This is a genomic window from Sphingomonas sp. 37zxx (assembly GCF_000786205.1).
Classification (GTDB): Bacteria; Pseudomonadota; Alphaproteobacteria; order Sphingomonadales; family Sphingomonadaceae; genus Sphingomonas.
Genome location: NZ_JROH01000014.1, coordinates 14,036 through 27,075 on the forward strand (window position 1 = coordinate 14,036; position 13,040 = coordinate 27,075).

Consider the following 13,040-nt stretch of genomic DNA (forward strand, 5'->3'; position numbering starts at 1 on the left):
TGTCGCTAAACGAAATTATGTCATCCGCGGCGTCCGGCCTTGCGGCTTCGCAAGCCGGATTGCGTTCGGTTTCCAACAACATGGCCAATGTGAACACGCCCGGCTATGCCCGCGAGCGTGTAACCCAGACGACCGGGGTAACCGCCGGGCTGGTGAACGGGGTCAAGATCGGCGAGCCAAGTCGCATCGCCGATCGCTTTCTGGAAGCCACCGTGTACCGGCGCGGCAGCGACATGGGCAATACCGAAGTGATGTCGGCCTATCTGGGCCGGCTTCAGGCGCTGCTTGGCGCGCCCGGTGCCGAATCCGGGCTACCCGCCCGGCTCGATTCGATCAAGGCATCGGCCATCGCCATGACCGGCGCGCAAGGTTCGACGCAGACCGTCGCCGCCTTTGCCGCTGAAGTGCAAGATACGATCGTCACCATCAACCAGCTGACCAGCGACGTCGATTCGCTTCGCCTGGATACCCAGTCCGAGATCAGCCAGAGTGTCGAACGCATCAACACGCTGTTGCAGCGGATCGATGACCTGAACGGCAGTGTCGTCCGGCTCGATGGCAACGGCCGCAGCTCGGCAGGGGTCGCCGATCAACGCATGTCGGCGATCGAAGAATTGTCGGGCATGATCGGCATCACGGTGCGCGAACAGGCCAATGGCCGCGTATCGATCGACACCGCATCGGGCGTGCCGCTGCTCGACAACCGCCTGCGCCAGCTGTCGATGCCGGCTTCGGTCGGCGGCGACGGACAAACCACCTATCCGGTCATTACCGTGCGGTTTGCCGATGGCAGCACAGGGGTTGGCACTGCCACCGGCGATACGATCGAATCGGCTGCGGTAGGGGGTAAGCTTGGTGGGCTGCTCGACTTGCGCGATCGCGTCCTTCCGCGCTTCAACGAACAGCTTGGCGTACTGTTTACCGGCGTCGCGCAATCGATGAACGCCGTGTCCAATGCCGGAACGACGGTGCCCGCGCCCAATCAGCTTCAGGGACGCCCCGGCGCGCTGACAGGGGCCGACCGCCTGGGCTTTACCGGCTCGGCCGTATTTGCCGTCACCAAAGCCAATGGCGAACTGGTGGCGTCGACCACGGTGGACTTCACCGCCTTGGGCGCGACCGCGACGGTCGACGATGCGGTTGCAGCGATCAACGCCGGGCTTGGCGGCAACGCTACCGCGACGTTCACCGATGGCGTCCTGTCGATCAAGGCCACCGCCTCCGGTGACGGCGTTGTCGTTGCTCAGCCTCCCACCAATCCGAGTGATCGCGGCGGCAGCGGCTTTTCGCAATATTTCGGGCTGAACGACCTGATCCGCAGTGCCGGCAGCCCGCTGGTACCGTCGGGTTTCGTGCCGTCAGACGCGCACGGCTTCGCGGCGGGGCAAGCCACCGACATCGTGCTGCGCGATGCCAGTGGCCGGGCGCTGACCCGGTACACGATGACCGGATCGGGCGGGCCGAGCTTTGCCGATCTCATCACCGAGCTGAATGCCAGCCCACTCGGCGGCTTTGGCAGCTTCGCGATGGACACCAAAGGGCGGGTGCAGTTTCAGGCCAACCCCAATGTCGAGGGTGCGGTCCTGTCGGTCGCTTCGGATTCGACCGATCGGCTTGGCACCGGCCAGGGCTTTGCCAGCATCGTCCAGCTCACCGGTGCATCGAGCGGCGTTGCCAGCGCAGGGGTACGGCAAGACATTCTGCTGGACTCGAAAAAGCTGGGGCTGGCCCGGCTGGAAACCGGCGTGCCGGTCGGTGGCAAGGCGCTGGGCGTCGGCGACAATCGCGGCGCAACCGCCTTTGTCGATCGGCTCGAAGCGACGGTCGATCTTGGCAAGGACGGCACCACCACCAGCGCGGCCCGCGCCGCGACGCTGCTCGGCAATCTCGGGATGGCGGCATCGCGCGCCGATTCCGCGCTGGATGACGCAACCGCGCGCCGCAACGATGCGGTCAATCGCCGCGACAGTTTTTCGGGCGTCAACATCGACGAGGAACTGGCCAACATGGTCGTTCTGCAAAACAGCTATGCCGCCTCCGCGCGCATGATCACCACCGCAAGCCAGATGTACGACACATTGCTGGCGATGCTGAATTAAGGAAACACCATGTCCCGCGTCGCCACCATTCCGCTTCAGCGCAGCATGAACATCGCGATCCAGCGATCGCAGCAGTTGCTGGCCGAAACCCAGCAAAAGCTGGCAACCGGCAAAAAGGCACCCGATTATGCCTCATTGGGTACCGAGGCGGTGCGCAACTTGTCCGCACGGTCGCTGCTCGCACAACAGGACGCCTATAAAACTGCATCGGCACAGGTCAGCACCGCCTTGTCGCTAAACGATGCGAACATGGGCACGATGGAAACCACGGTGAACACGCTCAAGCAGGATCTGCTGACTGCGATCGGCACGCGCGAAGGTGCCGGCGTGACCGAAGCGATCGCAACCGCGTTCAACCAGTTTCGCAACGCGCTCAACGCATCGAGCGGCGGCGTATCGTTGTTCGGCGGTGCCCAGACCGATGGCCCGCCATTCCTGCCCAACACCCTGGCCGATACCATCGGCACCCCCGCCTCTGCCGCGTTCGTCAATGACAATGTAACGGCATCGGTGCGGCTTTCCGATGGCGTAGATGTCGAATATGGCGTGACCGCCAATGCCATTGGCACGAAATTATATACTGCGTTTCAGACGCTTGCCGAGCTTGGCCCAATCATCGGCGCACCCACCGACGCGCAGGTCGCGCTGATGGCCAAGGCCGCCGGAGAGATCGATACCGGCCTGGTCGATCTGCGCAGCGTGAATGCCGAAAATGGTCGCAAGCAGGCGCAGGTCGAAACGCTGGGCACCCGCGCGGCTGATCGATCGTTGCTGATGAAATCGATCATCGAAAGGAACGAAGACGCCGACCTTGGCGAAGTCGCGATCGATCTGGCGCAGCAAAAGACGATACTGCAAGCAAGCTATTCGGTGTTCGCGCAGCTCGCCGACTTGAGCCTTGGCAACTATCTACGCTGACGCCTGATTGGTGGCCGGTCGTACCGGCCACCGCCAAGCCGTCGGTATCAAAAACAGGAAAAGGCGCGAACCGGGAGTGGTTCGCGCCTTTTCCTTTGCGCCCCATGCTTTGATGCTGGCGCTTTATGGCTTGCCCGTTGCCGCAGCCATGGTTGTATTGGCCCCTTGTGGAGCGGCGTCGATCAGGTCGGCCAGGTCACCCGCCGGGCTGGCTGACGGGATCGCCGCCATTGCCGCGCTCAGCGTCGCGGGGTCGACATCGCCCACCGCCGCGGTCAGCGCCGCGAATGCTGCCGCAGTCGGCAGCTTTTCAAAGACCGCACCATACCGTACCCGAAGATCGCCAAGGTCGGATTCGCGTCCCAGCATCGCCAGTGCCACTGCCTGGCGCAGAATACGCGCTTGGCCAACTTCAGTCATCGCAGCCGGGGTGCCGATTGCCGGCCCTGACGCTACCAGCGCCTCCCAATTCTGCCGCCGCCAATGCAGTTCGTTGCTGATTGCGCCGCCATCGGGAACGTCCTGCAACACCGCCAATGCTTCGTTGAACCGGCCCAATTGATCGAGCGCGATCGCCTCGACCCGGTGGCGCGCCCACAGCATGTCGTCGGGATAGCCGTTTTCTTCGGTATCCCGGATCGCCGACAGCGCACGATCGGGCTTGCCCGCAAGGATGAACAGCGTCGCGACCCGCGCCGACAACGGCCCCTGGGCAATATCGCGCGCGCGGGTTCGCAATTGATGGTCGAGCAATTCGGCGGCGCGTTCATAAACGCCTGCGGCCTGCAAGCGATCGGCGAACTGGATCACCAGCAAATCGCCATCGGCACCGGCGGGCGACAAATCGCGATAGTCCCAATACAGTCCAGCCACCTGATCCAGCGGCATCCGGTTTTCGGGCGCGAGCAATTTGCCGAGTGTTTCCTGAAGCTGGATGGCCAGTCCGGCCCGATCCGGCCCGCCATTGAAATAGCGGAACAATGCAGCGCCGGCGGCCAGCGTTTGCGGCACGTTGCCGGCCTGCTGGGCTACCTTAAGGCTCAGTTGCAGCGCGCGACGCTCGACGTCGCCGCCGCGCCAGACAAACTCAATTTCGCGCAACCGCGCAACCGCCTTGCCGTCCAGCGGCTTTTGGACGGCAGCATCCTCGAACAAGCTTATTTCGGCATCCAGCTTCTGGCTACGGTCCCCCGTTTGCAGCGCCTGGGCCAGCAGCAACCGTCCCTCGGCGCGGCGGCCAAGCGCTATTCGTGCTCTGCCGCGAACCAGGTTTGCGGCGGCATCGGTCGATGGCATCGCCGCCACCAATTGTTCGGCAAGCTCGGGCCGGCCAAGCTGTGCCGCTGCGCCGGCGGCAGCCAGCAGAAACGGGGTTCGCTTGGCAACATTGCGGGTGTTCAGCGCCGGCAACGCGCAGCGTAGCTGGCCCAGTGCCTGCGCGGCCAATTGCCCCTGCGCCAATGCCAGCAGCCGCCAGGCACATGCCTCGGCATTGGTTTGCAGCGCTTCGGCGGTCAGTGCCGCCATCGCCGCCGATGGCCGGTTCAGCTGGGTGAACGCTGCCCCCAGCGCCAGCTCGAACGCCGGCACCAGCACCAGATCGGGCTCATCCTGTCGCATCACCTCGAGCGCGCCGATCGCCTCTGCTCCCCGGCCAAGCGCGATCTGACGGGTCGCATAGGCCCAGCGTGCCGCCTGCCGATTCGATGGTCTGGCGGCGATCAGATCGGCCCAGCCGGTGCCCTGCCCGTCAAACTTCCATCCGGTGCTGTCGATGATCGGCTTGCGATTCGACAATTGCGGCGCGAACGGGGGCAAGGGCGGCCCGGCCCGTTTGGGAGCCTGCACTGCCTTGGCCGGTTCGGAGGCGGCCTCTGCATCGGCAAGGACTGGGGCCGGCACTTCGGCTGCTGCCGCCTTGGCCGGGACATCACCACGAACCGTCTCGATCGGCATCGCGGTCGAACCGAGCAATGCGGTAAAGGCCAACGCAAATCGGCGTGGAATGGTCATGCCGGACCCTGCGGCATCAGTGCCACCGCGATCCCGCCGCCAAGGCAGGCGGCCAGATACAGCAGCTTCCACAACAGCCGGCTGGGGGCAGCCGGCTCCGCTTCGACGGGGGCCAAGCTTGTGTCTGCGGCATTGGTGGCAACGGGCATGTCGATCGGTGAATCGATCATCACCGAACGACGCGGCCTTTGGTTCTGACTCAATCGACATTCCCTGTTAATCGGTAACCCTCTATTATAGGAACAGCGCCGGGTATTGTGCCTTGCGTGTGCGGAGTTCGTCCCATCGCCAATCCTTTGATGAAGCTGCTGTCACCAGCAGCGGTCGCGACCGTCGCGCTCAGTGGATCGGCCGCTGACGGCGCGGCCCCCTCACAACTGCCGCCGCAGCTGGTCGCGCTGGCTCCCGTCGTCGTGCCGATCATCGGATTGGGACAGATTGAAGGGGCGTTGCGTGTCAAGCTGGTGCTGGCGGCCAACGATGCCGAAGGATTGGTCCGGCTGACCGAACGCCTGCCAGCGTTGCGCGCCGCCACCATCGGCAGCACGATTGAATTTGCTCGCCTTTATGCCTCAGCCCGTGCGCCGGTAGATGCCGTGCGACTGCGCGCTGAGCTGACGACTGCGCTGAAGGCCGAGAATAAGGACGTCGCCGACATCCTTATCGTCGAGGTATCCGCCGGTTAGGTTGCCGGCCGCTCGCCCGGTCGCGCTGGCCGGGCAGTGGACACTTCCCGCTTCTTTGGCGTCTTGCGCGCCAGGGACATGCTAAGCTCAGCGGCACCCTTGGGGCTCATCGCCGCCAGGATCAGCGCGGTCGATCGTTCGCGCATGCGCTGTGCGACCTTCATCTGCACATCCATGTCAAGCTGCTCGAACACCATCGCAGCCTTGGCGGGTTTCATCGCCTGATAAATGCGCGCCAGCTCGTCATATTGCGCGCCTTCGACTGCTCGGGGATTCGCGGCATCGGGGGCAGCCCCTGCGTCCGCCACATCGGCTTCTTGCCGCTTTCGCATATCGGCCTTGATCCGCTCTTCGGCAGCCTTTGCCACCTTTTCGCGAAGCGCCAAGGCGCGAGCACGCTGCGCCACCGCCCGGTCGCGGGTGGCGACATCTTCCTTGATCGCATTGCCCAACCGGGTCGGCACCGCATCTTGCGACGCGACGCTAACCGCATGCGCGACGGTCGACAGCATCGCCGCAATCGCGGTCACCATCAGCAACGAGGGCCTGCCGCTCATGCCGGTGTTCCTTCAACAAGGCTTCGTGCCGCAAGCCTTTTGGTCGCCAGCGTTTCACGCTGTACGCGCGGTATCCGCTTGGCGGCAACTGGCATTGGGGTCGGCTTGGGTGCAGGCGCAAGCTTGGGCGCAGGCGAAGGCGAAGGCTCGCTTGCCGGCTCGGGCTTGGCTTGGGACACCGGCTCGGCCTTGGGCTTGGCCGCAACCTTGACCTCTGTCTTGCCTTCCGCCTTGGCAGCCGATTTTGGCAGAGGTGCGGGGCACTGCTTGGTCTGCTCCACCGCCTCGACGATCCGCTCGGCGACCGCGTCGGCGATGCCCGCCATCACGGTCAGCTCCTCGCGCATCGCGGTGCCGGTCGCGATCGCCCGGGCATTGGCGGCGCAATCGACGCGCAGCGTGCGCTGCAAATCCGCCAGCACCGCCTTTGCCTCGCCCGTCGCGGTATCGAGCGCCGCGACCATCGATGCGAGATCGGTTTCCTTCATCGCGCGCAAATAGCGCATCAGGCGAACGCTCTGCACCAGCACCGCGCTGCAAAAGATCATGGTCAGGATGTCGGTCAGGATCGAGAAGTTCATCGCGGAAGTTCCTTGAACATGTCGGCCAGCAGACGGACGGCGATGTTGTTGCGGCGTTGGCCGATCTGCGCGAGCCCCATCGGCACGCTGCCCGATCGTATCTCCAGCGGATCGTCGGGCGCGGTATCCAGCGTGATCGTCTGGCCCACTTCAAATCCGCGAACATCTTCCAGGCGCAGCACTTTTTCGCCCAGCACCACATCGATCGTCACTTCGGTCTTGAGCAGCTCGTTGGCCATATGCTCTTCCCAGATGTTCCCGCGCCCGACCTTCTGGCCCATGAAGCGCTGGAGCAGCTTTTCGCGCACCGGCTCGATCGTGGCATAGGGCAACAGGATGCTGAACTTGCCGCCGCGCCCTTCCATATCGACGCGAAACGTCGCCACAGCGGCGATGTTGGTCGGCCCGGCGATCGCGGCGAAGCGCGGGTTGGTTTCGATCCGCTCCAGCATGATGCCCACTTGCGCGATCGGCTCAAAGGCTACTGCCAGGTCGGCGAGCGCCAGTTCGAGCATCTTGGAAACCAGCGTGGTTTCGATCGTGGTGAACGCCCTGCCCTCGATCCGCATCGGCCCGCCGCTGCGCCGACCGCCCAGCAAGGCATCGACCACCGCATAGATCAGGCTCGATTCGACGGTTATGACGCCGTAATTGTCCCACTCGACCACATTGAACACGCCGATCATCGACGGCAGCGCCAGCCGGCCCATGAATTCGCCAAAGCGGATCGAGGTCAACTCGTCGAGGCTGACGTCGATGGCGTCCGATGTCAGGTTGCGCATGCTGGTAGCAAAGCTGCGAACCATGTGTTCGCACACCACTTCGAGCATCGGCAGCCGTTCGTGGCTGATGACCTTCGATTCGATAACGGCCTTCAGGCCGCTCTTCTTGGCGACGGTCGCGCCGCCGCCGAACATCGCGTCGATGCTTGCCTGATCAAAGGCATCGGCATCGCCATCGCCCACCGACATAGCCGGTGCGGCGATTTCGAAATCCATGAAATCATCGCTCATTGCTGAATCATGTCCTGAATGAGGATGTCCTTGACCACGCCCGGCCCCATCGCCTCGGTGGCGCGAACCAGCATTTCCTCCTTGACGCGAAACACCGCCGCCGAACCCGCGAGATCCTCGGGACGCAATTCGCGCAGGAATGGCTGGAATGAATCGATGATCAACGGCAGCTTCGTCGTAATTTTCTCACCCGCCGCGGTCGACGCCGGGACAAAGGTGAAGCGGATCTTCAGGAAGCGCGACGTATCGTCCGAGCCGCGAAGGTTCACTACCATCGGCGGCGCCTCGACATAGGCTACGCCTTCTTCTGAACTGCTATCGACCTCGGCCTCGACCTCGGCGGTCTCGCCCGACTTGCCTGAGCCCAGGAAGAAAAAGGCTCCGCCCCCGGCTGCCAGCAGCAGCAGCACGACGACACCGACGATAATCAGGGTGCGCTTGCCGAAGCGCGAAGCCTTTGCCGGCGGCGCGGCATCCGGATCAGTGGCTTCGATGATCGCCTCGGCAGCGGGTTCAGATGCGGACAATGATTTCCCTTTCGGTCGATCCGATCGCCGCAAATTGCGCGACGTCGCCTCGTTCGTGCGTTTCCCCTCTAATATAGGATGAGCGGGCGGCAATTTCTGCCTAGCGCCATTTGGCCGACGATTATTTTAGGAAGCTAAGACGGATGGATATCTCCTCCTACGTGCTGCTCAGCCACGAACAGGCGCTGCGTCGCCGGTTGGACGTGACGGCGAACAACATGGCGAATACCAGCACGGTAGGCTTCAAGCGCGAACAGCCGGTCTTCCATGAATATGTCGAGCGCAGCGGCGAAAATGCGGTGCCGTCAGCCCGCAAAACATCCTATGTGCTCGATTACGGGGCCGTCCATGACGTCCAGCTGGGCGCGTTCCAGCCGACCGGCAACCCGCTCGACGTGATGATCGATGGCCCCGGCTATCTCGCGGTCGAAACCCCCGAAGGCACCGCTTATACGCGGGCAGGCTTCGTCAAGGTGCTATTGTCGGGCGATCTGGCGACCGCGGGGGGACAACGCCTGCTCGATGCCAATGGCAAACCAGTCAATGTGCCGCCCGACCAACTCGGCAATCTCAGCATCGGTGCCGACGGATCGGTCGTCGGATCGCAAGGGCCGCTTGGCCGCCTAGCGGTAACCGTCTTCGAGAACGAAGCGGCGGTTTCGCCGCGCGGCGACGGGCTGATGACCGCCGCTGGCGGCCGCATCCTGGCCGCCGGGGAGACCAAATTGGTCAGCGGCGGCGTCGAGGGATCGAACGTCCAGCCGATCGTCGAGACCACCGCGATGGTCGAGATCCTCCGTTCCTATCAATCCAGCCAGCGTCTTACCCAGGGCATGGAAGAATTGCGCAAGAACGCGATCAGCCGGCTGGGCCGCTTCACCTGAATTCTGCTTTCCTGTCTTCTATTTCTTGAAAGGTAGTCCATGCGCTCTTTATCGATCGCCTCCACCGGCATGCTGGCCCAGCAGACCAATGTCGACGTCATTTCAAATAACATCGCCAATATGAGCACCACCGCATTCAAGCGGCAGCGCGCCCAGTTCCAGGATCTGCTGTATCAGCAGGTCGCGCGCGCAGGCGCCGCATCGAGCAACGAAACCCGGCTGCCGACCGGTATCCAGATCGGCGCGGGCGTGAAGACCGGCGGCGTCTATCGCATTGCCGAACAGGGCGCATTGTCACAGACGGTAAATCCCTATGATCTGGCGATCCAGGGGCAGGGTTTTTTCCAGGTCATCATGCCCGGCGGCATCATCGGCTATACCCGTGACGGCTCATTCCAGCTTTCGGACCAGGGCGAGCTGGTCACCTCCGATGGCTATCCGGTGCAGCCGGGCATCATCGTACCACCGGGCGCGCTTTCGGTCGGCGTTTCGAAGATCGGCGAGGTTCAGGTCACGATCGCCGGCAACCCGATCCCCGAAACCGTCGGCCAGTTGCAGCTCGCCACTTTCGTCAACGAAGCAGGCCTCGAGGCGCTGGGCGGGAATACTTTCCTCGAAACAGCAGCATCGGGCCAGCCGATCATCGCAGCTCCCGGCGAACCCGGCTTCGGCACGCTGATACAGGGCTTCATCGAGCAATCGAACGTCAATCCGGTCAGCGAAATCACCGCGCTGATCACCGCACAGCGCGCCTATGAAATGAACAGCCGGGTGGTGAAGACCGCCGACGAGATGCTGGGCACGACCAGCCAGTTGCGCTGATATGCACCGCATCGCCCTGATATGGCTGGCGGCGCTGACGCCGCTGACAGCGCAGGCGCAAACCGCGCCTGCCGCCCCCGCCGCCGATATGGTTGCCGTGCCAGTGCTCGATCGCGCGGTCGCCAAGGGCGATTTGCTGTCCGCCGGCGATTTCGTCGAACAGGAAATACCGCGCGCGCAGCTTCGCGCGGCACCGCCGCTGCGCGACATTGTCGGCATGGAAGCCTCGCGGTCGCTGGCGGCGGGCGCGATCGTGCGGACCAGCGACGTGATCCGTCCGCAACTCGTTCGTCGCGGCGAACCGATCACGATCCTGCTCCGCAATGGCGGCCTGTCGATCACCACCGCCGGGCGCGCGCTGAGCAACGGCGCGGCGGGCGATTTCGTCCGCATCGTCAGCCTTTCGACCAATCGGACCCTCGACGGCGTCGTCGATGGCACGGGCACCGTGCGCGTGTCGCCGAATTGAGCGCCTCCGGCGCACCAAAGGACTTGCAATGAAGACTGTCATCCCGCTCGTGCTACTCGCCACCGTCTTATCGGGCTGCGGCGCCGTCGGTCGATTGAAAGCGGTCGGCAAGGCTCCGCGCCTGTCGCCGGCCGAAGAAATGGCCATGCCTTCGGTCGAACCGTCGCTGGGCCTTCGCAGCGCGGGCTTTCTGGCCAATGGCGGCGCGCCCGGCGGGATGGCGGGGGGAATGACCGCCAACGCACCTGCCACCGGTTCCAGCCCGTCGCTGTTCCGCACCGGAGCCGGCGCCTTTTTTCGCGATCAGCGCGCGGGGAGGATGGGTGACATCGTCACGGTTCGGATCAACATCTCCGATCGGGCGGCGGTCGACAACACCACGACGCGGACGCGCAGCGGCTCCGAGCAATCGGGAATCGCCGCGCTGCTCGGGCTAGAAACGCCGCTGGCCAACGCGCTGCCGGGGGCGGTCAACCCGGCCCGGCTGGTCGATACCAACTCGACCTCGCAGTCCAACGGTGCCGGCAACACCAGCCGCAGCGAGACGATCAACATGACGATCGCAGCGACCGTGGTCGGCGTCATGCCCAACGGCAATCTGCTGATCCGCGGCAAGCAGGAAGTGCGGGTCAATTTCGAACTGCGTGAGCTGGTGGTGTCGGGCATGGTCCGGCCCGAAGACATCGGCCGCGACAACAGCATCCGCCACAGCCAGATCGCCGAGGCACGGATCAGCTATGGCGGGCGCGGCCAGTTGACCGACGCGCAGCAGGCGCGCTGGGGCCAGCAAATCTATGACGCGCTGTTCCCGTTCTGATGCCGCGCCGAGTGCCGTAAACCCGCGTTAACGATGAAATAAAAACCCGCCCCAATTTGGGTTGTCCTATATTTCTTTCCACAATGAAGGGCGGGCCGGAAGTTTCTCCGGGTCGCCGCGGGCCAGCGGTTCTGGCTCAGGTCGCAGAAGCGGCCTTTTTTCCAGAAGGAAATAATCATGGGTTTTTCGGTCAACACCAATACCGGCGCAATGGCAGCGTTGCAGAGCCTGACTTCAACGACGAAGGCACTCAACACGACCTCGAACCGGATCACCACCGGCATGAACGTGGCTTCGACCAAGGATAACTCGGCAGCCTACACCACCGCCCAGAGCCTTCGTAGCGACCTTGGCGGTCTTCAGTCGGTTACGTCGTCGCTGGCACGCGCAAAGAGCGTGACGGACGTTGCGATCGCAGGTGCAGAACAGATTTCTGACATCGTCAACCAGATGAAGGCCAAGGCCTATCAGTCTGCTGACGCAGGGGTCGATCAGGCATCGCGTGACGGCATCAACCGGGACTTCACGGCCCTGCGCGATCAGATCACCACGATCGTCAACGCATCGGAATTCAACGGGACCAACCTGTTGAAGGCAAGCGGCGGCGCAGTGAGCGCACTTCAGTCGCTCAAGGATGGTGACGCGGCCACGGCCGGCTATCAGCCCGACGCATTGTCGGTTGCCAACCAGGGTCTCGACCTGGGCGGCTCGGTCATCACGGTCGGTGCAAGCGGTAACATCAGCACCACCGCCGCAGCCACTGCGATGATCGACACGCTGACCACGACCCAGACCAACCTTGCTGTGTCGCTCAGCTCGTTGGGTTCGGCCTCGCGTCAGATCGATGCGCAGTCGACCTTCACCAGCAAGCTGTCTGACTCGATCGAATCGGGGATCGGCAATCTTGTCGATGCCGATCTGGCCAAGGAGTCGGCGCGTCTTCAGGCACTTCAGGTCAAGCAGCAGCTTGGCGTGCAGGCACTGTCGATCGCCAATCAGGCACCGCAGACGATCACTTCGCTGTTCCGTTAAGGTTCGGCGAGCGCCCAGAAGTAATGGGCGTCTCGGGGCCGGGATGGATTTTCATCCCGGCCCTTTTTTTCCAGATCGTCGGGGCAACGTCCCTTTGCCGGCGCAATGCCGGCACAGTTTGAGGGGTTCGGCGTGTTTCCCAGAGTTCGCGAGATTACCGACGCCTTTGGCTCACGCCTAAGGATCAGCGTCGAGGCCCATCCTACGGGTGCGCTGGTGCTGTTCGAGCGCCCGGATTGCGAACATTATCCCCAGGCGGCGCTGGACGGCTATGGCACCGAAGTATTGTGCGGCTACATCATCGCAGCACGGCTGGCACTGCCCAATCCGCTGCCCGACGAAACGGTCGACGGCGCCTTTGCCTCCCGCTTCAGCCTTGCCCAGACCGAAAAAGTATGTCTGGTCCTGGCACAAGGCAATGTCGTGCCGCCATTCGAAATTCCGGCCCCGTTCTGGGACCGATTATATGCCGAGCTGTCGGTGGTGATCGCGCACTCGCGCGAACTCAGCCGCCGGGCAGGGCATCGCCTGCAGTAGATTTTATACCATAGCCCCAACTACCGCAAAAACCCTCATACGGGGAATTACGCAATAGTTGACGGCTTCAAAAAAAGCGAATGAA

At 63.5% G+C, this 13,040-nt stretch carries 15 protein-coding genes; 9 read left to right on the forward strand and 6 right to left on the reverse strand.

Translation table 11 applies throughout. The features are described from left to right. Positions 1-17 precede the first annotated feature (17 nt). Both flgK and QU44_RS08185 read left to right on the forward strand, forming a co-directional pair. Positions 18-2,099, forward strand: a complete 2,082-nt coding sequence (gene flgK, locus QU44_RS08180) for a flagellar hook-associated protein FlgK (protein ID WP_231621670.1) — start codon at positions 18-20, stop codon at positions 2,097-2,099. 9 nt (positions 2,100-2,108) lie between these two features. Beyond that, positions 2,109-3,017 carry a flagellin gene (locus tag QU44_RS08185; RefSeq protein WP_033921457.1) on the forward strand — a complete coding sequence of 303 codons (909 nt, stop codon included), beginning with the start codon at positions 2,109-2,111 and terminating at the stop codon, positions 3,015-3,017. A gap of 123 nt (positions 3,018-3,140) precedes the next feature. Here the strand turns inward: QU44_RS08185 and QU44_RS08190 are convergent, their stop codons facing one another. After that, a complete protein-coding gene (locus QU44_RS08190) occupies positions 3,141-5,030 on the reverse strand; it encodes a hypothetical protein (RefSeq protein WP_033921458.1) in 1,890 nt (629 codons plus the stop codon). Further along, positions 5,027-5,233 carry a hypothetical protein gene (locus tag QU44_RS18190; protein ID WP_156141032.1) on the reverse strand — a complete coding sequence of 69 codons (207 nt, stop codon included), beginning with the start codon at positions 5,231-5,233 and terminating at the stop codon, positions 5,027-5,029. The genes QU44_RS08190 and QU44_RS18190 overlap by 4 nt, the downstream gene beginning before the upstream one ends. A 96-nt stretch (positions 5,234-5,329) precedes the next feature. On the opposite strand from QU44_RS18190, the gene QU44_RS08195 reads away from it, so the two are divergent. Continuing rightward, positions 5,330-5,716 carry a hypothetical protein gene (locus tag QU44_RS08195; RefSeq protein WP_033921460.1) on the forward strand — a complete coding sequence of 129 codons (387 nt, stop codon included), beginning with the start codon at positions 5,330-5,332 and terminating at the stop codon, positions 5,714-5,716. Here QU44_RS08195 and QU44_RS08200 read toward each other — a convergent pair. From QU44_RS08200 to QU44_RS08215, 4 genes are read right to left on the reverse strand one after another with little or no spacing between them, the layout of a single operon-like run. Continuing rightward, positions 5,713-6,273 carry a MotE family protein gene (locus QU44_RS08200; RefSeq protein WP_033921461.1) on the reverse strand — a complete coding sequence of 187 codons (561 nt, stop codon included), beginning with the start codon at positions 6,271-6,273 and terminating at the stop codon, positions 5,713-5,715. The genes QU44_RS08195 and QU44_RS08200 overlap by 4 nt on opposite strands. Beyond that, on the reverse strand, positions 6,270-6,854 hold the full coding sequence (locus tag QU44_RS18490) for a hypothetical protein (RefSeq protein ID WP_197054276.1): 585 nt from the start codon (positions 6,852-6,854) through the stop codon (positions 6,270-6,272). Before QU44_RS18490 ends, QU44_RS08200 begins: the two co-directional genes overlap by 4 nt. Beyond that, positions 6,851-7,867 (reverse strand): flagellar motor switch protein FliM, encoded by a 1,017-nt coding sequence (gene fliM, locus QU44_RS08210; RefSeq protein WP_033921463.1) that lies wholly within the window; start codon positions 7,865-7,867, stop codon positions 6,851-6,853. Before fliM ends, QU44_RS18490 begins: the two co-directional genes overlap by 4 nt. Beyond that, entirely contained in the window at positions 7,864-8,394 is a 531-nt protein-coding gene (locus QU44_RS08215; RefSeq protein ID WP_033921465.1) for a flagellar basal body-associated FliL family protein, read from the reverse strand. Before QU44_RS08215 ends, fliM begins: the two co-directional genes overlap by 4 nt. A 143-nt stretch (positions 8,395-8,537) precedes the next feature. Between QU44_RS08215 and QU44_RS08220 the strand changes: the two genes are divergently transcribed. The 6 genes from QU44_RS08220 to QU44_RS08245 all read left to right on the forward strand — a co-directional run bounded on the left by QU44_RS08220 (position 8,538) and on the right by QU44_RS08245 (position 12,955). Further along, a complete protein-coding gene (locus QU44_RS08220; RefSeq protein WP_033921466.1) occupies positions 8,538-9,278 on the forward strand; it encodes a flagellar hook-basal body complex protein in 741 nt (246 codons plus the stop codon). Positions 9,279-9,317: 39 nt separating this feature from the next. Further along, positions 9,318-10,100: a flagellar basal-body rod protein FlgG gene (flgG, locus tag QU44_RS08225; protein ID WP_033921467.1), complete on the forward strand. Its 783-nt coding sequence runs from the start codon at positions 9,318-9,320 to the stop codon at positions 10,098-10,100. A gap of 1 nt (position 10,101) precedes the next feature. Then, complete coding sequence (flgA, locus tag QU44_RS08230) at positions 10,102-10,569, forward strand: flagellar basal body P-ring formation chaperone FlgA (protein WP_033921468.1); 468 nt, start codon at positions 10,102-10,104, stop codon at positions 10,567-10,569. 28 nt (positions 10,570-10,597) lie between these two features. Continuing rightward, complete coding sequence (flgH, locus tag QU44_RS08235) at positions 10,598-11,386, forward strand: flagellar basal body L-ring protein FlgH (RefSeq protein ID WP_033921469.1); 789 nt, start codon at positions 10,598-10,600, stop codon at positions 11,384-11,386. A 177-nt stretch (positions 11,387-11,563) separates the two neighbouring features. Next, entirely contained in the window at positions 11,564-12,418 is an 855-nt protein-coding gene (locus QU44_RS08240; RefSeq protein WP_033921471.1) for a flagellin, read from the forward strand. Between the two features lie 105 nt (positions 12,419-12,523). Then, on the forward strand, positions 12,524-12,955 hold the full coding sequence (locus tag QU44_RS08245; RefSeq protein WP_231621671.1) for a hypothetical protein: 432 nt from the start codon (positions 12,524-12,526) through the stop codon (positions 12,953-12,955). Positions 12,956-13,040: the final 85 nt, after the last annotated feature.

Excerpts from the sequence above, each read along its gene's own strand:
- QU44_RS08185 (WP_033921457.1), top strand. The coding sequence starts at position 2,109 with ATGTCCCGCGTCGCCACCATTCCGCTTCAGCGCAGCATGAACATCGCG.
- QU44_RS08200 (WP_033921461.1), bottom strand. The coding sequence starts at position 6,273 with ATGAGCGGCAGGCCCTCGTTGCTGATGGTGACCGCGATTGCGGCGATG.
- fliM (WP_033921463.1), bottom strand. The coding sequence starts at position 7,867 with ATGAGCGATGATTTCATGGATTTCGAAATCGCCGCACCGGCTATGTCG.
- flgG (WP_033921467.1), top strand. The coding sequence starts at position 9,318 with ATGCGCTCTTTATCGATCGCCTCCACCGGCATGCTGGCCCAGCAGACC.
- QU44_RS08240 (WP_033921471.1), top strand. The coding sequence starts at position 11,564 with ATGGGTTTTTCGGTCAACACCAATACCGGCGCAATGGCAGCGTTGCAG.
- flgA (WP_033921468.1), top strand. The coding sequence starts at position 10,102 with ATGCACCGCATCGCCCTGATATGGCTGGCGGCGCTGACGCCGCTGACA.
- flgK (WP_231621670.1), top strand. The coding sequence starts at position 18 with ATGTCATCCGCGGCGTCCGGCCTTGCGGCTTCGCAAGCCGGATTGCGT.
- QU44_RS08195 (WP_033921460.1), top strand. The coding sequence starts at position 5,330 with ATGAAGCTGCTGTCACCAGCAGCGGTCGCGACCGTCGCGCTCAGTGGA.
- QU44_RS18490 (WP_197054276.1), bottom strand. The coding sequence starts at position 6,854 with ATGAACTTCTCGATCCTGACCGACATCCTGACCATGATCTTTTGCAGC.
- flgH (WP_033921469.1), top strand. The coding sequence starts at position 10,598 with ATGAAGACTGTCATCCCGCTCGTGCTACTCGCCACCGTCTTATCGGGC.
- QU44_RS08245 (WP_231621671.1), top strand. The coding sequence starts at position 12,524 with ATGCCGGCACAGTTTGAGGGGTTCGGCGTGTTTCCCAGAGTTCGCGAG.
- QU44_RS08220 (WP_033921466.1), top strand. The coding sequence starts at position 8,538 with ATGGATATCTCCTCCTACGTGCTGCTCAGCCACGAACAGGCGCTGCGT.
- QU44_RS08190 (WP_033921458.1), bottom strand. The coding sequence starts at position 5,030 with ATGACCATTCCACGCCGATTTGCGTTGGCCTTTACCGCATTGCTCGGT.